We start from the raw sequence: 22,636 nt of genomic DNA, 5'->3' as shown, positions 1-22,636 counted from the left end.
CCGCCCTTCCGAGGTTCGAGGACAGAAAAGTAGAACAGGTTCTTGCACTCGGTCAAGCGGCGGAGGACCCTGAGCGCATGGACCTGGCCGCACTCGAAGACATCCGCCGCGTGAAATTCCGCTACCTCCGGTGCCTCGACCTGAAGCGCTGGGACGAGATGGCGGAGACGCTCACCGCCGACGCCCGCGTGCACTACGGCACGCCCTCCTACGGCGAACCGCTGAAGTTCGACACCCGCGACGCGCTGATGGGGTTCCTGCGCACCACCGTCGGCCCCGGCATCACGACGATGCACTTCGCCGGCCACCCGGAGATCGAGATCGACGGCGACACCGCGACCGGGCGGTGGCTGTTCCAGGACAAGGTGATCGTCGCCGAGCACCGGGTGGTGATCGAGGGCGCCGCGTACTACGAGGACACCTATCGGCGCGAAGACGGCGTCTGGCGGATCAGCAGCACGGGGTACGAGCGGCTGTACGAAACGCTGGTCTCGATGAAGGACCAGCCGGGCTGGAAGCTGACGGCGAACATGTGGGGTCAGCCCGCCTGATCCGGACGGACCCCGCCCGCCTCGGCGGTCACCGCGTCCGCGACCGCGGCCAGCGCCGCACCCCGCCGCGCGATTTCCGCGCCGGTGATCGGCTCCCCGACCGACAACGTCAGCACCAGCTCCTGCCGCCCCGACGCGTCGAAGGTCGGGGCGGCGACCAGGCTCACCGCGTGCTTCTTCCGCGGTTCCAGGTCCGCGCCGAGGTACACCCGCTCCCCCAGGCTCGACACCAGCTCGCCGACCAGTCCGCGCACCTCGGGCGGCAGATCGCCGGCCGCCACCCCGGCCATCAGGGTGTAGAGCCGACGGCCCGCCGACGTCAGGCTTTCCACCAGATACCCGTGTTCCCGGCACTCCGCGACCACACGCCGCAGGTACGTCTCGTCCAGCCGGACCGGCACCGCGGGCGGCGTCGCGAGCCACGCGTCGAAGGCGGAATCGGCGTCCCACAGCACGTACATCAGCCCGACCGGCGGCGCGAACGGATACGTCTCGCCGAGCCGCACCTTGCCCGGCCCGGCGCTCTGCAGCATCAGGATGCGCCCGTCGACCACCGCCGACGCGGTGCACGTCGCCTCGTACCGGGCGCTGAGTTCTTCCAAGTGCGTGCGGGCGATTTCGCTGGCGCCGAAGCCTTCTCCCGCCGCGCGTCCGGCCGCGATCATCGCCGGCCCGAGGCGATACGTCGTGGTCCTCGGGTCGCGGACCACGTAACCGCTCGCGGTCAGCTCGGTCAGGATGCCGAGGCAGGTCGGCTTGCTCAGGTCCAGTTCGCGAGCGAGCGCGGACAGTCCGAAGCGCTGGCCCGGCCGGGCCGCGAAATAGTCCAGCAGCCGCACGACCCGCTGCGTCGGCGGCGAGCGCCGGGTAACCGCCATTGACCCGTCCTTAGAACGCGTTCTAGTCTCAACCGACCGTGAACGTACCACTCCGGTACAGATCTGGACCAGTGAGGAGTCTCCGGTGCTGACCGAACCGCTCGCCGGCGCGATCGCCGAAGCCGAAAAGATCATCGCCGACGCGCCGCACGTCCGGACCGAACAGGACCTGGTCGAGGGGTACGACTACCTCGCGGGCAGCATCCGGGCCTCGGTGCAGACCGCGTGGGCCTACGACCGGGACTTCCCGTACTTCACCCTCTCCACCGGCCCGTACACGAAAATGGGCCTGGACAACCCGGACACCCTGTACTTCAACGCGAACATCCGCGAGGACCGCGAGTACGTCGTCACCGGCACCCGCGGCACCACCGCCGACCTCAGCTTCCAGGTCCTCAACGGGGACTACACGCCGGTCGAGGTGCCCGACAGCGTGACCGCGTTCGACGACCGCGAGATCCCCATCGCCGCCGACGGTTCCTTCGAAATCCGCTTCGGCCCGGCGAAACCCGACCCGGAGCCCGGCTATTTCGTGCTCGGCCCCGGGTCGTCGATGCTCGTCGTCCGCGAGGTCTACAGCGACTGGGCGACCGAACGCCGCGGCACGATCCAGCTCCGGTGCGCCGATACCACCGGCCAGGCGCCGCCCGCGCTGACCCGCACCGCGATGGAGAAACGCTACGGCGTCACCGGAAAGATCCTGCTCAGCCGGATCAAGACGTTCCTCGCCTTCCCCAAGTGGTTCTACCTGAACCTGCCGGTGAACACGATGACCGAACCGCGCAGCACGCCCGGCGGCCTGCCCACGCAGTACTCCTCGGCCGGGCATTACGAACTCGCCGACGACGAGGTCATGATCGTCACCGTGTCCCGTTCGGACGCGCCGTACCAGGGCATTCAGCTCGGCAGCACCTGGTATGTCTCGCTGGACTACCTGAACCACCAGACCAGCCTCACCGCCGACCAGGCCCGCGTCGACCCGGACGGCAAGATGCGGTTCGTGATCAGCGAACGCGATCCCGGCGTCGCCAATTGGCTCGAACGCACCGGGCACGACCGCGGCTACGTCCAGATCCGCTGGCAGCGGCTTTCCCGGGAGCTGACCGCAGAAGACGGTCCGGAGGTCGAGGTCGTGAAGTTCGACGAACTCGCCGACCGGCTGCCGTACCACAAGGAGGCTCGCGTGACCCCCGAGGAATGGGCGGAGCGGATCGCCGCGCGACAGGCTGCCGTGGCGGCCAGGATGCTGGGCTGACCCATGGACCTTTTGACCGGCAAAGTCGTTCTCGTGTCCGGAATCGGCCCCGGGCTGGGCCGCTCCATCGCCCTGCGTTCCGCCGCCGCCGGGGCCGACGTCGTGCTCGCGGCCCGCACCGAATCCCGGCTCGCCGAGGTCGCCGCCGAAGTCGAAGCGCTCGGCCGCCGCGCTGTCCAGGTGCCGACCGACATCACCGACGACGCCTCGGCAGCCAAGCTCGTCGAAACCGCGCTGAACGAGTTCGGGCGGCTGGACACCTTGGTGAACAACGCTTTCGCGATCCCGCCGATCACCGACCTCGCCGAAGTCGACCTCGACGCGGTCCGCGCCGGATTCGAGACCAACGTGCTCGCCGCGCTCCGGCTGACCCGGCTCTGCACCTCCGCGCTCGCCGAAAGCGCCGGTTCGGTCGTGATGATCAACTCGGCCGTGCTGCGGCATTCCCGCCGCACTTTCGGCGCGTACAAAATGGCCAAGGCGAGTTTGCTCGCCCTCGCGCAGAGCCTCGCGTCGGAACTCGGCCCGCAGGGGATCCGGGTCAATTCGGTCGCCCCGGGCTACATCTGGGCGGACTCGCTCAAGTGGTATTTCGCTTACCTGGCCAAGGAACGCGGCGTGCCTGCGGAGCAGGTGTACGCGGAGACAGCGGAGACGATCGACCTGCGCCGACTCCCGGAACCGGACGAGATCGCCGACACTGTCGTATTCCTCGCGTCCGCGCTGGCCCGCTGCGTCACCGGGCAATGCCTCGACGTCAACGCCGGCGAATACCATCACTGAGGGGAAGAGCATGCGTCCAGGACGAGACAGCGTCGGCACGGTCGAAGACCTCCACGCGTCCGCCGCGAAACTCACCGGCCTCGACGATTTCGGCGGCGACGACCACCTCGAAGGCCTCCGCGTGCTGCTCGATTCCTATGCCACCGAAGCGGATTTGACCCCGTACGGCAACAAAGTCCACCGTGCTTTCCTGCGTGGCGCGCTGGTCGCGCGGCTGCTGAGCGAAGCCTCGTGGAAACAGCATCCGCAGTATGCCGACGTGCCCATCGACCGGCCGATCTTCGTCACCGGCCTGCCGCGGACCGGGACCACCGCGTTGCACCGGTTGCTCACCGAAGACCCGGCGCACCAGGGCCTCGAGGTGTGGCTGACCGAAATGCCGCAGCCGCGCCCGCCGCGCGAGACGTGGCCGGACAACCCGGTCTTCCAAGCGATCCAGGCCGGATACGAACAGCACCACGTCGAGCATCCGGAGTTCATGGGCCTGCACCACATGTCGGCCGACCAGGTCGAGGAATGCTGGCAGCTCCTGCGGCAGTCGCTGAAATCCGTCTCGTACGAATGCCTCGCGCACGTGCCCGGCTACTCGCGCTGGCTCGACGGCCAGGACTGGACCGACGCTTACCGCAGGCACCGGCGCAACCTCCAGCTCATCGGCCTGCCCGACGCCGGCCGCCGCTGGGTGCTCAAGAACCCGAGCCACCTGTTCGCCCTCGACGCGCTGCTGGAGGTCTACCCGGACGCGCTGATCGTGCAGACCCACCGCGCGCCCAGCACCATCATCGCCTCGGTCTGCAGCCTCACCGAACAGGCGTCGGAGGGCTGGTCGGACACCTTCCGCGGCGAGGTCGTCGGACGCAGCCAGCTCGATCTGTGGGCCCGCGGCGCGGAACAGTTCGCCGCCGCCCGCGCCCGGCACGACCCCGCGCAGTTCTGCGACGTCCGGTACGAGGACTTCGTCGCCGACCCGATCGGCACCGTCGAGGGCGTCTACCAGCACTTCGGCCTGAATCTCGCCCCGCAAGCACGCGAAGCGATGACCGCGCTGCACGAGCGGAGCCGCACCGGAGACGCGAAACCGCGGCACCGCTACGACCTCGCCGACTTCGGCCTGACCGCCGGGGAGGTCGACGAGCGGTTCGCCGGATACCGTCCCGCGCACCGAAGTTGAAGCCGTTTCGAGACCGGGATGTTCGGCGAACCGGCCGCGCCGGACGGGGCCGCGCCCTAGGATCTGCCCGACGTTCCTCGAGCGGAGAGCAGGCATGACGACCTTCACCGACACTGTGCTCCAGATCCTCCCGCAGGCGTTGCTGCTGATCGTGGGGCTGTTCGGCCTGATCCTCTCGATCAACCGGCGCTCGCGCGGCGGCTCCGGGCTGACGGTGGCCGCCTTCGCGGTCATGCTCGTCACCACGGCGCTGGACATCGCCTGGCGGATCATGCTGGCGAACGCCGCGTCCTGGATGGCGTCGGACCACCTGAGCACCTCCGAGATGACGACGATCTTCACGATCGTGGGCCTCACGCTCAGCGTGCTCGAAGTGCTTTCGTGGCTGCTGGTCGTGCTCGGCATCGCGAAGGGCGGCCGCGCGCCGCAGCCCGGTTTCGCACCGGGCGGGTATCCGACGGGCGGACAGCCCGGGTATCCGCAGACCGGGTATCCGCAGGCCGGGTACGCGCAGCCGGGCTATCCCGCGCAGCCCCAGCCTGGTTATCCCCAGCCGGACCCCGGGCAGCAGTCCGGCTACTCCCAGCCGCTGCCGCCGCAGCCCAACCCGGGCGAGGGACCGCAGCAGCCGCCGAACTGACGCCGGTCAGACCGCCGCTTCGGCTTCGGCGCGGGCAAGAATCGCGTCCACGGTTTCTCCGACGGTCAGCTCCGACGTGTCCAGCCACAGCCCGACGTGCGGGGTCTTCTCCCGCAGGTACGCGTCCAGCCCGGCGATCCCGGTGTCGCCCGGCTGGTACGCGACCTTCCCCCGCGCCGCCTCGCGCTGCGCCACCACCTCAGCGCTCGGCGCCAGAACCACGACGTAACACGGGCGCGTGCGCAGCGCGCCGACCATCTCGCTCAAGTGCTCGCCGAGCACGATGTCCTGCAGCACCACGGTGAATCCGGCGTCGGCGTACCCGTCCGCGACCCGCGCCGCAAGCGCGTACCGGAGCCGCAGCTGGCGGACCGCCTCGGCGGGCGGGTCGGCCGGACCCATCTCGACCCGGCCGTTGACCACCATCCGCCGGAACACGTCGCCGCGCACGTGCACGGATTTCGGCAGCCGTTCGGCGAGCGCCTGCGCCACGGTCGACTTGCCCGCCGCTTGGATGCCGGTCACCAGGAAGATCGTCACGCCGCGGACCCTGCCTTCTTCACCGCCGGTCCGCCAACGATTTTCAGCTTCGCTTCCCGCGTCGTCGTGCGGCAACCAGCAGGACGAAGCCGGTGAGCAGGCTGAACAGCGAGCCGGACCCATCCGCGCCGGCTGGGTTTGGCCAGCCATCTCGGCGTCCTGACCGGTCTCCCGACAGCCGGAGTCGCCAAAACGCCGTTCACCTTCTCGCACAGCCAACCCGGCCCTCTGCGCGGCGATTGGTCACCACTGCTGGAAGGCACGGAAGTGGTCGGCCGCGCCCTGCGCACGCGCGCGGACGTCAAGCCGGTCTTCGTGTCGGTCGGCCACCGGATCGGCCTGGCCGAGGCTTGCGACGCGACGCTGGCGCTGGCCCCGAAGTACCGCTTGCCGGAGACGACCCGCAGAGCGGATTCCTTGTGCCGACGCGCGCTCGCGGAAGCTCTCCGCGGCGAAGCCTGATGAACAGTCCCGAACGACTCGCGTTCATCGCGGAGCGACCGTGCCCCCTCGCGTTCCGGTAGGTCCGCCAAACCGGCCTCGGCCGCTCCGCGGCACCACGCTGAGCGCCAGTTTTCAGCTTGCCTTCAGCCAGTCGCCGATAACCGCGAAATCCGCCTCCGCAAGACCGCGCCCCGGCTCGACGCGGTGCAGCAGCGCACGGCCGGGATGCCGAGCGCGCACCCACTCCCGGTCGCCGTCGGTGATCTCGTCGTCCACCCAGACAAACGGACGCCCGTCCGCCCAGGCGACCAAGGTACGGGTCTTCCAGTGCATGCCGAACCACTGGTCTTCGCGCTCCTCCGCCGGCGAGGGCTCCGGCCAGCGCACGACCGGCAGCGGCGACAGCCCGAGCCGCGCCGCGATCTCGGTGTTGGCCTCGTCTTCCCACGTCGTCGCCCACACCAGTTCGACCGGCAGCGAGGCGAGCCGGATCCCCCACCGGGAATCGAGCCGCCGCAGCGGATCCGCCTCACGCTGCTCGCAGCCCGGTCCGAAGGGAAGCAGCGTTCCGTCGACGTCAAGGAAGAGCACCGAACGGCGATCCAGGGAAGATTTCATCGCGGTGCCAGCTTATCCAGTTGAACCGGCATCACCGTCGCAGCTACGTTCACCGGCGAACGGAGGGATGCCCGTGACGGTCATCGACAAGATCGCCTGGATCCGGTTCGACGCGGGCCGGATCCTCAGCACCCGCTCCCGAGGCAAGGACGTCTATTACCTCCCCGGCGGCAAACGCGAGCCCGGCGAGACCGACCTCCAGACTCTCGTCCGCGAAATCGACGAGGAACTCGCTGTCGCCATCACGCCCGAGAGCGCGAGGCATTTCGGCACTTTCCAAGCCCAGGCGCACGGTCACGCAGCAGGCACCCCTGTCCGGATGACCTGCTACACCGCCGACTACCGCGGCACCTTGACCCCCAGCAGCGAGATCGAGGAAATCGTCTGGCTGACCTACGCCGACCGGAGCCGGGTGTCCCCGGTCGACCAGGTCATCTTCGACCACCTGCGCGAGACCGGCCTGCTAGCAGACGCTCCACATTAGACACTCATCGCGCGCGCCTGGAGCGAAAAGCGCCCGTTAAACCTCCGGCACCCCGTACCCCCCTCCCCCGCCAGACTCGCACCGCAGCACGTCCCCGCGCCGCACGCGAAGGCTGTTCACCTTCAACATCTCCCGCGCCTCCGGCGTCCCCGGATTCAGCACCACTCGCGGCGGCGCGCCCGACGACCCGCCGAACAGGCCCCACGCGGGGGTCACCGAGCGCTCCCACCACAGCGACAGGTCCTGATCCGCTTCCATCACGTACTCCCGGATCACCCCGTCCCCGCCGCGCCAGCGGCCCGCGCCTCCCGAGCCCGTGCGGATGCGGTATTCGTTCACCCGCACCGGATACAGCGTTTCGACCACCTCCACCGGCAGGTCGCGCAGCGAGCCGTTGACGTTGTTGATCAGCGCTGTCTCCCCTTCGCCGCCTTCCCAGGCGCCCCAGCCGCCGACGGTCGCTTCCAGGGTCACGAACGGCTCGCCCGTCCGCGGGTGGTCGCCGGCGAACTGCACGATCATCGAATCGCCGTAGCTGGCCGCGGCGACGCGGTCCGGCATCGCGGGCGCGAGCGCGGCCACCACGAGATCGATCAGCATGCCGAGGCTCGAGTAGTAGTACTGGCACGCCGCCGGTTCCCGCGCGCCGAGCATTGACCCGTCGCGGACCTGGACGTCCAGCGGCGCGAACGAACCGCCGTTCAGGCTCACCTGCGGCGAGATCAGCAGCTTGTACCCGACCCGCGCGGCGGAAATCGCCTGGGAGCGGCCGCAGTTGACCGGGCCGGTCGCCTGGTCGGCGCAGTCGGTGAGGTCGATCGTCATCGATTCGCCCTCGACGACGACCCGCACGCGCACCTTCAGCGGCGTGTCCGGGTCGATCGCGTCGTTGTCCAGGTATCCGGTCGCCTCGTATTCGCCGTCCGGGATCGCCGCGATCCGTTCGCGTTCCAGCCGTTCGGTCTGGGCGAAGATCTGCTCGCGCGCGGCGTCGACGGTTTCCGCGCCATAGCGGGCGAACAACTCGCCGAGGCGCCGCACGCCCATCCGGGCACAGGCGATCTGCGCGCGCATGTCCCCCAGGGTCACGTACGGAAACCGCACGTTCGTCTCGATCAATCGCAGGATGTCCATGCATTCGACGCCGCCCGCGACGATTCGCGTCGGACCCATCCGGAGGCCCTCTTGGTAGATGTTCGTCGAATCCATCGAACCGCCGGGATCCTTGGAACCCATGTCGATCCAGTGCGCCCGGGAAGCCGCGAAGCCGACCAGTTCGTCGCCGACGAAAATCGGCGCGTACACGGTGCAGTCGTTGAGATGGGTGCCGCCGATGTAGGAGTCGTTGAGCACCCACACGTCGCCGGGCTGCCAGACGTCCGGGCCGAACAGATCCTCGGTGTGGCTGGTGCAGATCTCCAGGTTCCCCAGGAAAATCGGCAGGCCCGAGGACTGGCCGAGGACGCGGTGATTCCGGTCCAGCAGCGCGACGGCGCAGTCTTTGCCCTCGTAGATCGTCGGCGTGTAGGACGACCGGATCAGGGTCATGTTCATGTCCTCGGCTGCCTGGATCAGCGCCGAGCGGATGATTTCGGTGGTGACGGGGCTGATGCTCACGCGTGTTCCTCCTGCAGGTGGCCGGCGGCCGCGAGGGTGACGACCAGGAAGCCGCGGTCGTCGACGGCGAGTTCGGCGTCCGGCGGTACGACCGTGGTGGCGGTTTCCTCGTGCACGATCGCGGGTCCGGCCAACCGGCTGCCGGGCGCGAGCGACGAGCGCGCCACGATCGTGGTGGGCACTGGCTGTCCGGCGAAGACGACGTCGCGGACCACCGGATCCGGCCGTTCGGCGCTCGCTTCGGCAGCCGCCGCAGAACGGTCGACGACGCCGTGTCCGGTGGTGCGGAGCGCGACGAACTGCACGGGCGCGCCGGGGGTCGCGTGGCCGTACCGCTGGTGGTGGATTTCGGCGAACCGCGCTTCGACGGCGGGCAGGAAATCGGGGCTGTCGACCGGATCGTCGTCCAGGATCGGCACAGTCAGGGTGTAGTCCTGGCTCTCGTACCGCATGTCGACGCCGTGCGTCACCGAGCGGCGGTCCTCGGGGATCCCCTGCTCCTGCAACGCTTCCAGCGCCTGATCGCGCAGCGAATCGAGCGCCACCCGCAACGCGCGCGTGTCGAGTTCGGCTCCGTTGGCGAAGAACTGCATGGTGAAGTCCCGCCGGACGTCCGCCTCCAGCATTCCCCACGCCGAGAACGCGCCGGGAAACCGCGGCACGATCACCTCGGTGATGCCGATTTCCTGCGCGATGAACGCCGCGTGCATCGGCCCGGCACCGCCGAACGCGAGCAGCGCGAACTGGCCCGGCTCGCGACCGTGCTCGACGGTCAGAGTGCGGATCGCCTGCGCCATCTTGGCGTTTCCGACGTCGCAAATCCCGGACGCCAGCTCGATCGGGTCCATGCTCAACTGCTGCGCCAGCGTCGAGACGGCGGTGCGCGCGGCGTCCAGGTCGAGCGGCATTCCGCCGCCGGCGAACGACTCGGGATCGACGCGGCCGAGCACGCAGTTCGCGTCGGTGACCGTCGCCTGCGTGCCACCGCGGCCGTAGCACGCAGGACCGGGCACCGCGCCCGCCGACTCGGGGCCGACCCGCAGCGCGTCGCCCTCGGCGTAGGCGAGCGAACCGCCGCCCGCGCCGACGGTATGCAGGTTGACCAGCGGCATCAGCAGCGGGAAACCCTCCGCCTCGCCGTCCGGCGAAACGTCGGCGGCGTAGTCCATGACCAGGGAGACGTCGAACGAAGTCCCGCCCATGTCGACGCAGATCAGGTCCGGGCGGCCGAGCAGCTTTGCCGCCGCGACGCCGCCCATCGTGCCGCCGACGGGGCCGGACAGCAGTGTCTGCAAGGGATGCCGCCGCGCGAACCCGGCGTTCACCAGACCGCCGGAGGACTGCATGACGTGCACTGGGACGTGCAGGCCCTTCTCGGTGAACCGCGCTTCGATGCGGTCGAGGTAGCGGTGCACCGACGGGCCGGTGTAGGCCTCGAGCACCGCCGTCGACGTCCGCTCGTACTCCCGCCATTCCGGCGCGACCTCGTGGGAGAGCACGACCAGCGCGTCGTCGCCGAGCTCGTCCCGCAGGATCTCCCCGGCCCGGCGTTCGTGCCCGGAATCCAGGTAGGAGAACAGGAAACACACCGCGACGGCCTCGAAACCCTCTTCGCGCACGCGTTTCGCGACCAGCCGCACGGCGTCCTCGTCGAGCGGTTCGAGCTCCGCGCCGGTGGCGTCGAGCCGTCCGGCGACCTCCGCGACCGCTTCCGGGCCGACGAGCGGCGCGGGCTTGCGGTAATGCAGGTCGAACAGCCGGTTCCGGTTGCCGCGCGCGATCCGGTAGACGTCGCCGATCCCCTTCGTGGTCAGGATCAGCACCTTCGCGCCGCGCCGTTCGAGCAGCGCGTTCAGGCCTTGCGTGGTGCCGTGCACGAAGAACTCGATCTCCGCGAACGGCAGGTCGAACCCTTCCAGCGCGCCGAAAACGCCGCGCGCGAGGTCGTCGGGGGTGGTGAGCACCTTGCCCGCGCGCAGCCGCTGCGTCGCGCCGTCGTGGACGACCACGTCGGTGAAGGTGCCGCCGATGTCCATGGCGACCCGGTAGGTCATGGGAACTCCTTGTCGGATAAGGGAACTCAGGTGAGCGCGCGACCCTCGGTCTCGGGCAGCGGAAGGACGGCGAGCAGCGCCACGACGAGGAAGGCGACGATCGACGCGACGGTCAGCGAGGACGCCACCCCGTGGTCCATCATCGCGCCGATCACCGGCACCGAAACGGTGTTCGCCAGCAGGATCGCCGAGGTGGACCAGGAGTAGCCGACGCCGCGCAGCCCGGTCGGCAGCACCTCGGCCGACCAGGTGTTCCAGATGCCCCAGGCGCCGAGCGAGAAGAACGCGAGGATCAGGTTGCCCGCGTACAGCTGCGTGGAACCGGTGGCGAGGCCGAAGAGCACCCCGCCGATCGCCGAGGCCAGCGCGAAGAGCAGGAAGATCCGCTTGCGCCCGTGCCGTCGGGTCAGCCACGCGGCGAGCAGGTAGCCGGGCACGGACACCACCTGCGTCACCGCGACGAACCACAGCGCGCCGGACACGCTCAGCCCGCGGTTCTGCAGCAGGACCGGCAGCCAGGTCTGCAAACCCCAATAACCCCAGCTGAACGTGAACGACGTGAGCAGCAACGGCAGGAACCGCCGCCGCACCGGAGACCGGAACAGGTTCCGCACCGCACCCGCCTTGCGGTCGGCATCCTCGACGGAAAACGTTGTGTCAGCCGGAATTTCCGCGCCGAGACCACGCAAGACCGCGGCGGCCTCCGCGTGCCGCCCGCGCCGCGCGAGCCAGTACGGCGATTCGGGCACCCAGCGCAGCACGGCGAACGCCCACAGCCCGGCCAGCGCGGCGACAACGGCGACCGCACGCCAGCTGATCGTGCCGAGCGACTGGCTCACGCCGATGCACAGCAGCGTGCCGATCGGAAACCCGATGCTGAGCGCGACCGCGCCTTGGCCGCGGCGAGCGGTCGGCAGCAGTTCGAGGAAGTACGGGAACGTGACCGCGTAAACCCCGCCGAACGCGACGCCGGACAGGAACCGCAGCACGACAAACGGCCAGAACGCCGGCGAAAGCCCCGCCGCCAGCGCGAGGACCGCGTAAATCAGCAGGCTCGCGACCGTCACGCGGCGGCGGCCGAGCCGGTCGATCAGCCCGCCCCACAGCAGCGCGCCGGGGACCATGCCGAACGCGACCGCGGACAGGGCCCAGCCCAGTTTCGTGTTGTCCACGCCGAATTCGCCCGCGATCCCGTTCGAGACGTAGACCAGCCCGACCTGTTCCCAGGCCTCGACGACGAACGCGAAGAACAGCACCGATCCGGCGAGCCAATGCCGTCGGGTCAGCCCCATCCCGGTGCAGACGTCGCCGACGGTCGGCGCGGCGGCGGTGGGCGGGGCGGGCTCGTGCGGGGCGGCCATGGCGCCTCCTATCATCATCAAAACGTTTTGATGAGCTTTCGCGGCATCAAACCCGCGCGCCGGTGCGGTGTCAAGACCTCCTGGGCCGGCCGGTGGGCGATACTGGGCCGTCCGGAGGCAGCGCGAAGGGGAACGACGGTGGAGACCGAGGGCGGCAAACGGCCGGTGACGATCCGGGAGGTCGCCGAGCGCGCCGGGGTTTCGATCAGCACGGTTTCGCACGCGCTTTCCGGGCGCAGGCCCATTTCCGCGGCGACCAAGGCGCGGGTGCGCGAGGCCGCGGCGGAGCTGGGCTACGACCCGAACCCGAACGCGCGCTCGCTGCGCACCGGCCGGTCCGGGCTGGTGGGGCTCATCCTGCGGCCGCGCTACGCGGTGGCCGGCACGCCCGACCGCGCCGAGACGTTCAACAGGCTCGTCGGCTCGATCGCGACCGAGATGCTGCGGCACAAGACCGGCCTGATCCACGTCCCCGACCTGCACGACCCGGCGGTGGCGAGCGTGCCCATGGACGGCTGCATCGTGGCCCACCCCTACGGCGGCGACACCGCTCTGGCCGAATTGCTCGGCCGCGGCCTGCCGGTGGTGACCGTCGAGGAGGACCCGGAGCACCCGGACCTGCCGTGGGCGGTGCGGCTGGACTACCCGCCGGTGGTCGAAGCGCTGCTGGACCACCTCTACGACCAGGGCGCGCGCGACGTGCTGCTGCTGTCCGGCACCGAGGACAACGCCTGGAACCGACGGCCGCGCGAAACCTATCTCGCGTGGTGCAAACGGCGCGCGCTGCCGCCGCGGACCGCCTTGCTCAGCGAGGGCTTGACGCCCGGGGACGTGCCCGAACTGGTGCAGCCCTTGCTGTCCGGCCCGGACCGACCGGACGCGATCGTGGTCGCGACCAGCGATTTCGCCCCGCTCATCGCCGACGCCGCGGCCGCACAGGGCCTGCGCATCCCGGACGATCTGCTGCTCGCCGCACTGACCGACAGCGAACACGCCCGCACGAGCACCCCGCCGATCACCGCGATGGACCTGACGCACGAAGCTTTGGCCGAACGCGCGGTCGACCTGATGCTGGCTCGGTTGTCGGGTGCCGAAACGCCTGCGGGGCCGGTGTTCCTGACTCCGGAACTGCGACTGCGGGGGTCGACTCGGCGCGAGGGCTGACTCCCGACGGGATGCACCGCGCTTTTCGCCGCGCGTCCAGCACTCACGAGACTGGCGGCCACCCGTTCCCGCTGCCGAGATGAGCCGCGCTTTCGCCGCACCTCCAACACCCGCGAACCCGGCGGCCGCCCGTTCCCGCCGCCGAGACGAGCCGCGCTTTCCCAGGCGCGTCCAGCACTCGCCAGGTCGAGCCCGGCGGCCGCCAGTTCCCACCGCCGTTTTCGCAGCACCTCCAGCACGCGCGAACCCGGCGGCCGCCAGTTCCCCCTGCCGACATGAGCGGCGCTTCCCCAGGCGCGTCCAGCACTCGCCAGGTCGAACCTGGCAGCCGCCAGTTCCCACCGCCGTTTTCGCAGCACCTCCAGCACTCGCCAGGTCAAGCCTGGCGGCCGCCTTCCCGCTGCCGGTCCGGGACCCGCGCGCACCCCATCAGCCGCAGCCGCCCCCACGGCGAACCGCGCCAGCCCAACGCTGTTCCCCGCCAAGCCAGTACTTGCCCAAGAGGAAAGTGGCAGTGTACTTTCTCCTCAGGCAAGTACTCTCGGACAGACAAGGAGGCGGCCATGGCTGAGCAACCCTCCCCGGAAGAGGCGGCCCGCGCGTTGCGGGACGTCGACCACCGCAGGGATCAGGCGCTGGACGAACTGCAGGGCGCGAAGTGGGTCGACGTCGTCTTCGCGCTCGTCGTCTTCCTGTATCTGGCTTCGGCAGACTTCCTGCCCAGCGCCGCCGAGTGGAAGGGCCTCGTCCTCGCCGTGCTCGTCGTGGGCTACGTGCTGATGCTGCGCACCCGCCGAGGCTCGGCGGTACTGGGTCACCGCGTGCGAATGGACAAGTCCGCGATCCGGCCGAGGTTCGCCATCGCGCTCGTCTTCGTCCTCGTGTGCGTGGCGGCGGCCGTCGCGCTGGCGCTGCTGCACGTGCAGATCCCTTACGGGAACACAATCCTGGGCGCAGTACTGGCGATCGTGCTGATCGGGTTCGGGCAGCACCTGCGACGAGGGCTGGCCGCGCTGATCCGGCGCAGCCGTTCGGGAGGCGCGCCGCATGGCCATGCCTGATCTGGATCCGCTCCTCCTCGACCCCACCCGGCTGTCCATCGCGGCGTTGCTGTCCGGGACCGAGTGGGCGGAGTTCAGCTGGGTCCGCGACTCGGCCGGGCTATCGGATTCCGCGCTGTCCAAGCAGATCGCGAACCTGGCCAACGCCGGATACGTCGAAGTCAAAAAGGGATACGTGGGCAAACGGCCGCGAACTTGGCTCAACCTCAGCGGTTCCGGGCACCAGGCGCTGCGCACGCATGTCGCGGCCCTGAATCAGATCGTCGAGCAGTCGCAGCGGGCGGAACGCCGCGGCTGAGTCTCCCTGAAGTGTCCACTGTGGAGTAAACGGCCGATCGCGGCGACCTGCTGGCCACCGCGATCGGCCGTCCGGCTAGTCCACCGGCGTGACCTCGGCCATTTCCGACCAGGCCGCACCGTCGAGGTTCTGGTAGTTGATCTCGGGCTTCTTCGCGACGACCGTCGACATGAACGGGAAGAACTCCTGCGCGTGCTGGGTCGCGACGTGCGCGTCCCCGGCGGCGCTGTCGGCGAAGACCTCGACCATGACGAACTCGTTCTCGTCGCCGCCGTTCTGGTAGTAGTCAAACGAGACGTTGCCCGGTTCGCTCCGCACGTTCGCGGTGTAGCGCTCGATGCCTTCCAGCCACTCGGCTCGCTTCTCGGGACGGATCTGTGCTTTGAGGACGATCAAGATCATGCCCCGAGTATCGCAAGCGACCGGCTACCCAGCGAGCGCTGCGGCGCGAATCACCCGTGCCCCGGCCAAAGCCGTCGCCAGCAGCACCACTCCTCCCCCGAACACCGCGCTCGCCAGGAACGGCCAGCCGCTGAACGCGGCCGCCGGACCGCCCGTCTTGACGATCGAGAACGGCAGCACGCACAGCACCGAGCCCACGACCGCGACGACGATCGCCAGCACGGCCGCGGCGGCGGTTTCGCGCAGGAGCATGCCGCGGACCTGCCGGACGGTCGAGCCGATCAGCGACAGCGTCGCGAACTCCGTCCGCCGGTCGCCGATCGCGGCCACCAGGTTGTTGGTCAGCGCGATCGCCATGAAGAGCGAAATCAGGACGACCACCAGGTAGTTGATCGACGCCAGCACCTCGCCGGTGCTGCCCGGGACGCTGTGCTGGTTTTCGATGCCCTGCATGGCGAGCGTGCCCGCGGAAACGCCGACCAGCAGGGTTAGGAAAGTGACGATCGGACGGGCGCGTTCCGGAGCCGCGCGCAGGTTCACGCCCGCCAGGTGCGCCTCGGCGTTCTTCGCCCCGTGCGAGAGCCGGCCGACGATCCGGTTGGCCGCGGCGATCAGTTCCGGGGCAAGAATCGCGAACCCGATCGAGCAAAGCACTACGGCCGGACCGGTCAGGCCGGTGGTCGCGATGCTGTCGGCAGGCAGGGCGAGTACCGCACTTGCCGAGCCGAAACCCGCTGCCAGCAACACCATTGCGGAGATCCGCCGCGGCCGCGCCGACCTGGCCCGGCGCGGGCCGGACGACGCCTCTTCCACCGGGCTCCGCCGAGCCGGGCCGCGGCTGCCGATCCACGCGGCGAGAACTCCGGCCAGCAGCACCACCGCGACGCCGAGCAGCGGCAGCCCGATGCCGGGTGCGTACGACGTACGCGGCGAAGTGAGCCCAGTCGACCGCACGCCGGTCAGCAGCAGGAGCCCGAGCAGGTAGCCGAGCCCCAGCCCGGGCAGCGCGGCCACGGCGGTGATCGCGAGGGTTTCCATCGAAACGAGCACGCGGATCTGCCGCGGCGCCGCACCGATCAGCCGCAATCCGCCGATCTCGCCGGACCGCCCGGCGAGCGTGACGCCGATCGTCGACACCATCGCGAACACGACGATCGCCACCACCCAGCCGCCCAGGATCAGCGGGAACTGGGTGAGGAAGCCCCGATCGGCAGCGGCGGTGCCGCCGGAAAGGCCGGTCCCGAGCAGGGCGGTCATCGCGACCACGAGCGCCATCCCGACGAGCGCGACCAGACCGGTGGCCACCGCGGCGGCCCGATGGTGGCCGAAGAGCCGTAGAGCCAGTCTCAGCATGTCAATCCCCCTTCGATCTTGCTGTGGTCACCGGACATTCGCGCCGGATCACCGAGCACCCACGGCATTCGCCGCCCGCTCCGCGGACTCGACCAGCACCGCCATCCGGTTCGCCACCGCCGCCGCGGTGGGCCGGGCCAACTGGTCGACCACCAGGCCGTCGGCCAGGAACAGGACCGCGTCGGCATAAGACGCGGCCACCGGGTCGTGCGTCACCATCACGATCGTCTGCCCCCGGTCCGCCAGATGCCGCAGCAGGCCCAGAACTTCCCGCGCGCTGCGGATGTCCAGCGCGCCGGTCGGTTCGTCGGCGAACACCACCTCCGGGTCCGTCACCAGCGCCCGGGCCACGGCCACCCGTTGCTGCTGACCGCCGGAAAGCTGTCCCGGCCGGTGTCCCCCGCGCTGCGCGAGGCCGACCTGTGCCAGCAACGCCGCAGTGCGCCGCGGGTCCGGAGCACGGCCGTCCAACCGCAGCGGCAGTTCGATGTTCTCCTCCGCGGTCAGTGCGGGCAGCAGGTTGAACTGCTGGAACACGAAACCGATCCGCTGGCGGCGCAGTTCCGCCAGCCGCGGTTCATCCAAAGTGGACAGATCCGTGCCGTCCAGTTCGACGGTCCCCTCGGTCGGGGTGCGCAGACCGGCCGCACAGTGCAGCAACGTGGTTTTCCCTGAGCCCGACGGGCCCATGATCGCGGCGAAAGCACCGCGCGGAACGTCCAGGTCCACGCCCCGCAGTGCGTCGACCGGACCGCCTTCGCCGTCGAAGCGGCAGCGCAGCCGCCGGGTGCGGATCGCGGGTGCGGTCATCTCGAGTCCTCCCAGAGTTATGAACGATCGTTTAAAACGAACGTTTACCTGATACGGTAGCACGCGTGGGACACCGCGAGAACCTGATCACCGCCGCCCGGGAATGCCTCCTCAAGGCCGGTTACGCGCGCACTACGGTGCGCGACCTCGTCGCCGCCTCCGGAGCGAACCAGGCGTCGATCAACTACCACTTCGGGTCGAAAGAACAGCTGCTCACGCAGGCGCTGCAGGACCTCAACGCGGAGTGGGGCGAGCTGCTGTTCGCCGTCCTCTCCGACCCGGACGACGAGAAAGCCGGTCCGGAGCGGCGCTGGGCGCGGATCATCGAGTCCATTCAGGAGCACCGCGAACTGTGGTTCGTGAACTTCGAGAGCGTCAGCTACTTACAGCACGACGAGACGATCCGGAAGATCAACGCGGAGGGCCAGCAACAGGCGCGCGTCTCGCTCGCGAAGGCCTTCGGCGACCTCGGACCGGACGCCGATCCGAAGGACGTCCACGCGATCGGCGCGCACTACTACTCGCTGCTCGTCGGGACCGCGCTGCAGTGGCTGACCGATCCGGAGAACGCTCCCTCGGCGGCGGACGTCGTCCGCGCCGACTGGCGATCGGTCTAAACCGGAGCAAGCGCGGATCTCGTCGGCGACCAGCAAGGCGAACAACCCGAACTGGCCGAGGAAATCCCGCCGTCCGCAGCCGAGTTCGTCCCGCGCGGAGCCGCGGCCGACCGTCGCGCCGCCACACCGGCACACATCACGCTGACGTCACGGATCCCCGGCCCCCGCGGCAGCTCCGTTGACACGTCAGCCATCCGGGTGACATGATTCCGCCACCGCTTGGAAACGTTTCCAAACTAACCAGAGCGTAGCTTGGAAACGTTTCCAACAGCGGTTTCCGCCGCTGTTGCTGTGTCCGACTGGGAGGGACGATGACGTCAACCCGAGCCACGCTGATCCAGGTGGCCGAGCGCGCCGGCGTGTCGCTGGCTTCGACCTCGCGCGCGCTGCACGGGTCCGGCGCGAGCAAGGCGATGGTCGAGCGCGTGCGGGCCGCCGCGGCGGAGCTCGGGTACAGCGCGGACGCGATCGGGCGGTCGTTGCGGCTGAAGAAGACGTCGCAGATCGCGTTCGCGGTGGCGGACATCGGCAACCCGGTCTACGTCGAGATCATGCGCGGCATCCACGAGGTCCTGGCGCCGCACGGGTACCGGGTCGTGGTGATGTCCACCGGGGACACCGCGGCGTCGACCGCCGAGCTCATGCACAGCCTGCACGGCGGGTTCGTCGACGGGATGATCGTGATCCCGCTGCGCACCGACGACGAGCTGATCGAGCAGATCGGCCGGGCCCCGGTGCCGGTCGTGGTGATCGGCCGGGCGATGAGCGACCGCGGGATCAGTTCGGTCTCCACCGATTCCGCGGCCGGGATCGGCGCGGCGGTGCAGCACGTGGTTTCGCTGGGCCGCCGCCGGATCGGGTTCCTCAACGGGCCGCTCGACACCACACCGGGCTCCTCGCGCCAGCGCGGGTTCGACGAGGCAGTGTCCGCAAAGGACTTCTCCGCGCAGACGGACGTCGAGGTCGCCGCCGATTTCACTGTCGCAGCGGGGATCGAGGCGGCGCGGAAGCTGCTCGACCGTCCACAACGGCCGGACGCCATCGTCGCCGCCAACGACCTGCTCGCCATCGGAGCCATCCGCGCCGCCCACGAACTCGGGCTCAGCATCCCGCGCGACGTCGCCGTCACCGGGATGGACGACACCGAGCTCGGGCAGGTTTTCCTGCCCCGGCTGACCAGCGTGTCCCTCGGTTCGGCCGAGCGCGGGCGCGCCGCCGCCCGGCTCATGCTCGGGCTCACCGACGACGCGGAGGCTCCGGCGCAGCAGATCTCGGTCGGGACCGAGCTGTTCGTCCGGGAATCCACCCGGGAATCCACTCCGGACCAGACCGCGGAGGACGCAGAATGACCACCGCGACGCAGCCGCGGGTCGCCCCCGCTCCCCCGCCGCGCCCGAAGAAGACCACCCAGGCCCGCACCCGCCGGCGCGAGGCGATCGCGCTGGTGATGCCGTCGCTGATCCCGATCCTGGTGCTGTCGGTGGCCCCGCTGGTGATCGGCATCGTGCTCGCCTTCACCGACACCCGCCTGGTGCGGCATCCGGACTTCGGCTTCGCCGGGATCGACAACTTCGTCCGCCTCGGCGGGAACTCGCTGTTCTGGGACTCGCTCCGGATCGGTCTGATTTGGACGGTCGGGGTGACAGTCCTGCAGCTGGCCGCCGCGATGGGTCTCGCGCTGCTGCTCAATTCCGGTCTCAAACTCCAGGGCCTCACGCGGGTGCTCGCGCTCATTCCGTGGGCAATGCCGCCGGTGGTCGTCGCGATCATGTGGCAAATGATTTACTCGGCCAACGGCGGTCCGCTCAACGCGTTCCTCGGCAGTATCGGATTGCCGGACGGAATCAACTGGCTCGGCGATTTCAACACCGCGCTGCCCGCGGTGATCGTGGTCGGCGTCTGGGTCGGCATGCCGCAGACCACCGTGACGCTTCTCGCTGGCCTGCAACAGATCCCGGCCGAACTCCACGAGGCGGCAGCAGTGGACGGAGCCGGGGCGTGGCGACGGTTCACCGCGGTGACCTGGCCGAGCATGCGCCCGATCGTCAGTTCCATTACTTCTCTCAATTTTATTTGGAATTTCAATTCCTTCTCGCTCGTTTACGTGCTCACCGCGGGCGGCCCGGGCGGAAAAACCATGGTTCCGGTGCTGTTCGTTTACCTCGAAGCGTTCAAGAACCGCGAAATCGGCTACGCCGCCGCGATGGGGCTGGTCCTCGTGATCGTGGTCGTCGTGCTGCTCGCGATCTATCTGCGGTCGCAGTTCCGCGGCGACCGCCCGGAAAGGGGGCGGTGATCCATGCGCTGGTCCGTGCGCCCCGCGCAGTACCTGGCTCTCGTGCTGTACCTGCTGTTCCTCGGTTTTCCGCTGCTGTGGCTGATTTCCGCGTCGGTGAAGTCGTCGGCGGAGCTGAACTCGCTGTCGGTCAACCTGATCCCGAGCGAATGGCATTGGGACAACTACGGCGAGGCGCTCTCCCGCCAGGGCCTGCTGCATTCGGCGTTCAACAGCCTGCTGGTCGCGCTGGCCAGCACCGTGCTCGCGATCCTGATCTCGGTGCCCGCGGCCTACGTGCTGGCGCGGCTCAAGGGCAAGCTGCGCGTCGCGGGCGTCACCTGGATCCTGGTCAGCCAGGTGTTCCCGGTGGTGCTGGTGATCCTGCCGCTGTTCCTCGTGCTGCGGACGCTCGGTCTCGCCGACAGCCTCGTCGGGCTGACGCTCGTGCACACCACCTACATCCTCCCGTTCGCGCTGTGGATGCTGCAGGGCTACGTCGCGGCGATCCCGGTGGAACTCGAGGAGGCCGGGGCGATGGACGGCGCGAACCGGTTCACCGTGCTGCGCACCATCGTGTTCCCGCTGCTGGCCCCCGGTGTGGTCGCGACGGCGATGTTCAGCTTCGTGTCGTCGTGGAACGAGTTCTTCTTCGCGCTGGTGCTGCTGCAGTCGCCGGAGAACTACACGCTGCCGATCACGCTGACCATGTTCATCGGCGGCGAGGGCAAGGTCGCCCTCGGTCCGCTGGCCGCGGGCGCGGTGCTCGCGGCGATCCCGAGCATCGCCTTCTTCAGCCTGCTGCGGAAGCGGCTCACCGGCGGCCTCATGGCCGGGGCGGTGAAGGGATGAGCCCCAACCCCATCGGAAACAGTTCGAAAGGTCGGTCGATGAAGACACGACGCGCGGCAGTCGCCGCCAGCCTCGCCCTCACCAGCCTGCTCGCGGCCGCGTGCGGCGGCAGCGGCGGGGACAGCGGGGACGGCGGCCCGGTCACCCTCACGTTCCAGTCCCTGTCGGACCAGCCCGCCGCGATCGCCGCCACGAACAAGATCGTCGGGGCGTGGAACCAGGCGCATCCGGACACGCAGGTGAAGGTCGTCCAGGCCGGCTGGGACAGCGCCTACGACAAGCTGATCACCCAGTTCAACGCGGGCACCGCGCCGGACATCGTGCACTACGAGGCGGCCGGGATCGGCCCGTTCGCGACCGACGGCTACCTCGCCGACCTCTCCCCGTATCTGTCCGAGCAGAAGCGCGCGGACATCCCGAAGGGCGTGCTCGACTCGGTGACGGTCGACGGCAAGGTCGTCGCCTACCCGACCGAGCTGCAGTCTTATGTGGTCTTCGCGAACAAGAAGCTGCTGGAGCAGTCCGGCGCGCAGCTCCCGACCGGCGAGACGATGACCTGGGACCAGCTGCGCCAGATGGCCAAGACCGCCACGAAGGACGGCAAGTACGGCCTGGGCTGGGGCCTGTCGAGCCCGACCGCGACGTTCGTGGCGATGGCCCCGGCGTTCGGCGGCAAGTACTTCGAGGGCACCGGCGATCAGGCGCAGATCACTGTCGGCCAGGGCGAAATGGCGCTGCCGCAGCTGGTGCACGACATGAACGCGACGGACCACTCGATCCTGCCGGTGACGCTGACCCAGTCCGGCGGCAAGGCGCTGGCCCCGTTCTACGCGGGCCAGGTCGCGATGACCGTCCAGGGCTCCTACCAGGCGGCGAACATCGAGAAGGACGCGCCGAAGGATCTCGACTGGGTCGCGCTGCCGCCCATCGCGGGCCCGGCCGGACCGGCGCAGGCAGCGAACCCGCAGACGCTGTCGGTCAACAAGGACTCGAAGCACGTCGAGCAGGCCGCGAAGTTCCTGGACTTCTTCACCAGCACCGAGAACCTCGCCGCGCTCAACGAGGCCGACACGCTGATCCCGGCGAGCAACTCCGCTCGCGAAGCGCTGGACAAGAAGCTCGGCGCCAAGAAGGGCTGGAGCACCATCCTGGCCTCGGGCAAGTACCTGACCTCGGCGCCGTATCTGTTCGCCGGCAAGTACGCGCAGTGGAAGGACACCGTCGCGACGCCCGCCTACCAGCGCTTCCTGGCGAACCAGATCGACGCGAACACGCTGGCGCAGCAGCTGAAGGACGGCTGGAAGAGCGTCGGCAAGTGACCGCCGCGCCGGGGCTGGGCGCTTGCTCCGGTCCCGGCGCGCACGACAGGCGCGGGCCGCATGCCCGTGCCGGGGAATGAAGGGACAAG

23 protein-coding genes and 1 pseudogene are annotated in these 22,636 nt (G+C 69.5%); 15 read left to right on the top strand and 9 right to left on the bottom strand.

What is annotated here, in order from left to right; genetic code table 11:
- Positions 1–77: 77 nt before the first annotated feature.
- Complete coding sequence (locus EIZ44_RS00850) at positions 78–551, top strand: nuclear transport factor 2 family protein (RefSeq protein ID WP_134727394.1); 474 nt, start codon at positions 78–80, stop codon at positions 549–551.
- Here EIZ44_RS00850 and EIZ44_RS00845 read toward each other — a convergent pair.
- Entirely contained in the window at positions 539–1,429 is an 891-nt protein-coding gene (locus EIZ44_RS00845) for a helix-turn-helix domain-containing protein (RefSeq protein ID WP_134727393.1), read from the bottom strand. The two genes, EIZ44_RS00850 and EIZ44_RS00845, sit on opposite strands and share 13 nt — an antisense overlap.
- Before the next feature lie 85 nt (positions 1,430–1,514).
- On the opposite strand from EIZ44_RS00845, the gene EIZ44_RS00840 reads away from it, so the two are divergent.
- The 4 genes from EIZ44_RS00840 to EIZ44_RS00825 all read left to right on the top strand — a co-directional run bounded on the left by EIZ44_RS00840 (position 1,515) and on the right by EIZ44_RS00825 (position 5,278).
- Complete coding sequence (locus EIZ44_RS00840; RefSeq protein WP_037811524.1) at positions 1,515–2,684, top strand: DUF1214 domain-containing protein; 1,170 nt, start codon at positions 1,515–1,517, stop codon at positions 2,682–2,684.
- A 3-nt stretch (positions 2,685–2,687) separates the two neighbouring features.
- The gene (locus EIZ44_RS00835) at positions 2,688–3,467 is read left to right on the top strand and encodes an SDR family oxidoreductase (RefSeq protein ID WP_134727392.1); all 780 of its coding nucleotides are present in this window, start codon (positions 2,688–2,690) and stop codon (positions 3,465–3,467) included.
- A gap of 10 nt (positions 3,468–3,477) precedes the next feature.
- Positions 3,478–4,638, top strand: coding sequence for a sulfotransferase family protein (locus tag EIZ44_RS00830; protein ID WP_134727391.1), 1,161 nt, complete (start codon positions 3,478–3,480; stop codon positions 4,636–4,638).
- A 94-nt stretch (positions 4,639–4,732) separates the two neighbouring features.
- Complete coding sequence (locus tag EIZ44_RS00825) at positions 4,733–5,278, top strand: hypothetical protein (RefSeq protein WP_205673002.1); 546 nt, start codon at positions 4,733–4,735, stop codon at positions 5,276–5,278.
- A gap of 6 nt (positions 5,279–5,284) precedes the next feature.
- Here the strand turns inward: EIZ44_RS00825 and EIZ44_RS00820 are convergent, their stop codons facing one another.
- Positions 5,285–5,818 carry an AAA family ATPase gene (locus EIZ44_RS00820; RefSeq protein WP_240691190.1) on the bottom strand — a complete coding sequence of 178 codons (534 nt, stop codon included), beginning with the start codon at positions 5,816–5,818 and terminating at the stop codon, positions 5,285–5,287.
- A gap of 129 nt (positions 5,819–5,947) precedes the next feature.
- Between EIZ44_RS00820 and EIZ44_RS00815 the strand changes: the two are divergent.
- Positions 5,948–6,280, top strand: a pseudogene (locus EIZ44_RS00815) (endonuclease V); the annotation flags it as partial.
- 114 nt (positions 6,281–6,394) lie between these two features.
- On the opposite strand, the gene EIZ44_RS00810 reads toward EIZ44_RS00815, so the two are convergent.
- Positions 6,395–6,880: an HAD domain-containing protein gene (locus tag EIZ44_RS00810; protein ID WP_134727390.1), complete on the bottom strand. Its 486-nt coding sequence runs from the start codon at positions 6,878–6,880 to the stop codon at positions 6,395–6,397.
- Between the two features lie 73 nt (positions 6,881–6,953).
- On the opposite strand from EIZ44_RS00810, the gene EIZ44_RS00805 reads away from it, so the two are divergent.
- Positions 6,954–7,364, top strand: a complete 411-nt coding sequence (locus tag EIZ44_RS00805) for an NUDIX hydrolase (RefSeq protein WP_167753929.1) — start codon at positions 6,954–6,956, stop codon at positions 7,362–7,364.
- A 36-nt stretch (positions 7,365–7,400) separates the two neighbouring features.
- On the opposite strand, the gene EIZ44_RS00800 is transcribed toward EIZ44_RS00805, so the two are convergent.
- Genes EIZ44_RS00800 through EIZ44_RS00790 form a run of 3 tightly spaced genes read right to left on the bottom strand, consistent with a single transcriptional unit; the run spans position 7,401 to position 12,396 of the window.
- A complete protein-coding gene (locus EIZ44_RS00800; RefSeq protein ID WP_134727388.1) occupies positions 7,401–8,981 on the bottom strand; it encodes a hydantoinase B/oxoprolinase family protein in 1,581 nt (526 codons plus the stop codon).
- Entirely contained in the window at positions 8,978–11,035 is a 2,058-nt protein-coding gene (locus EIZ44_RS00795; RefSeq protein ID WP_134727387.1) for a hydantoinase/oxoprolinase family protein, read from the bottom strand. Before EIZ44_RS00795 ends, EIZ44_RS00800 begins: the two co-directional genes overlap by 4 nt.
- A gap of 26 nt (positions 11,036–11,061) precedes the next feature.
- Positions 11,062–12,396, bottom strand: coding sequence for an MFS transporter (locus tag EIZ44_RS00790; protein ID WP_205673001.1), 1,335 nt, complete (start codon positions 12,394–12,396; stop codon positions 11,062–11,064).
- A gap of 138 nt (positions 12,397–12,534) precedes the next feature.
- On the opposite strand from EIZ44_RS00790, the gene EIZ44_RS00785 reads away from it, so the two are divergent.
- The 3 genes from EIZ44_RS00785 to EIZ44_RS00775 all read left to right on the top strand — a co-directional run bounded on the left by EIZ44_RS00785 (position 12,535) and on the right by EIZ44_RS00775 (position 14,919).
- Entirely contained in the window at positions 12,535–13,560 is a 1,026-nt protein-coding gene (locus EIZ44_RS00785) for a LacI family DNA-binding transcriptional regulator (RefSeq protein ID WP_240691189.1), read from the top strand.
- Positions 13,561–14,123: 563 nt separating this feature from the next.
- The gene (locus EIZ44_RS00780; protein ID WP_134727384.1) at positions 14,124–14,621 is read left to right on the top strand and encodes a hypothetical protein; all 498 of its coding nucleotides are present in this window, start codon (positions 14,124–14,126) and stop codon (positions 14,619–14,621) included.
- Positions 14,608–14,919 (top strand): transcriptional regulator, encoded by a 312-nt coding sequence (locus EIZ44_RS00775; RefSeq protein ID WP_134727383.1) that lies wholly within the window; start codon positions 14,608–14,610, stop codon positions 14,917–14,919. The genes EIZ44_RS00780 and EIZ44_RS00775 overlap by 14 nt, the downstream gene beginning before the upstream one ends.
- 75 nt (positions 14,920–14,994) lie before the next feature.
- Here the strand turns inward: EIZ44_RS00775 and EIZ44_RS00770 are convergent, their stop codons facing one another.
- Genes EIZ44_RS00770 through EIZ44_RS00760 form a run of 3 tightly spaced genes read right to left on the bottom strand, consistent with a single transcriptional unit; the run spans position 14,995 to position 17,484 of the window.
- Positions 14,995–15,321 carry a putative quinol monooxygenase gene (locus EIZ44_RS00770; RefSeq protein WP_037811504.1) on the bottom strand — a complete coding sequence of 109 codons (327 nt, stop codon included), beginning with the start codon at positions 15,319–15,321 and terminating at the stop codon, positions 14,995–14,997.
- Positions 15,322–15,345: 24 nt separating this feature from the next.
- Entirely contained in the window at positions 15,346–16,674 is a 1,329-nt protein-coding gene (locus tag EIZ44_RS00765) for an FtsX-like permease family protein (protein ID WP_134727382.1), read from the bottom strand.
- Between the two features lie 48 nt (positions 16,675–16,722).
- Complete coding sequence (locus EIZ44_RS00760; protein ID WP_134661718.1) at positions 16,723–17,484, bottom strand: ABC transporter ATP-binding protein; 762 nt, start codon at positions 17,482–17,484, stop codon at positions 16,723–16,725.
- Between the two features lie 65 nt (positions 17,485–17,549).
- Between EIZ44_RS00760 and EIZ44_RS00755 the strand changes: the two genes are divergently transcribed.
- From EIZ44_RS00755 to EIZ44_RS00735, 5 genes are all read left to right on the top strand, one after another.
- Positions 17,550–18,101 (top strand): TetR/AcrR family transcriptional regulator, encoded by a 552-nt coding sequence (locus EIZ44_RS00755; protein WP_134661719.1) that lies wholly within the window; start codon positions 17,550–17,552, stop codon positions 18,099–18,101.
- A gap of 311 nt (positions 18,102–18,412) precedes the next feature.
- A complete protein-coding gene (locus EIZ44_RS00750) occupies positions 18,413–19,450 on the top strand; it encodes a LacI family DNA-binding transcriptional regulator (RefSeq protein ID WP_134727381.1) in 1,038 nt (345 codons plus the stop codon).
- Positions 19,447–20,397, top strand: coding sequence for a carbohydrate ABC transporter permease (locus EIZ44_RS00745; RefSeq protein WP_134727380.1), 951 nt, complete (start codon positions 19,447–19,449; stop codon positions 20,395–20,397). The genes EIZ44_RS00750 and EIZ44_RS00745 overlap by 4 nt, the downstream gene beginning before the upstream one ends.
- Positions 20,398–20,400: 3 nt before the next feature.
- Positions 20,401–21,228: a carbohydrate ABC transporter permease gene (locus EIZ44_RS00740; protein WP_043828767.1), complete on the top strand. Its 828-nt coding sequence runs from the start codon at positions 20,401–20,403 to the stop codon at positions 21,226–21,228.
- A 38-nt stretch (positions 21,229–21,266) separates the two neighbouring features.
- Positions 21,267–22,547, top strand: coding sequence for an ABC transporter substrate-binding protein (locus EIZ44_RS00735; RefSeq protein WP_037811492.1), 1,281 nt, complete (start codon positions 21,267–21,269; stop codon positions 22,545–22,547).
- The last annotated feature ends 89 nt before the right edge of the window (positions 22,548–22,636 follow it).

It is taken from the genome of Amycolatopsis nivea (assembly GCF_004522235.1).
Lineage (GTDB): Bacteria > Actinomycetota > Actinomycetes > Mycobacteriales > Pseudonocardiaceae > Amycolatopsis > Amycolatopsis nivea.
Note: the sequence above shows the minus strand (reverse complement) of the source record. Positions and strands in the feature narration are given on the sequence as shown.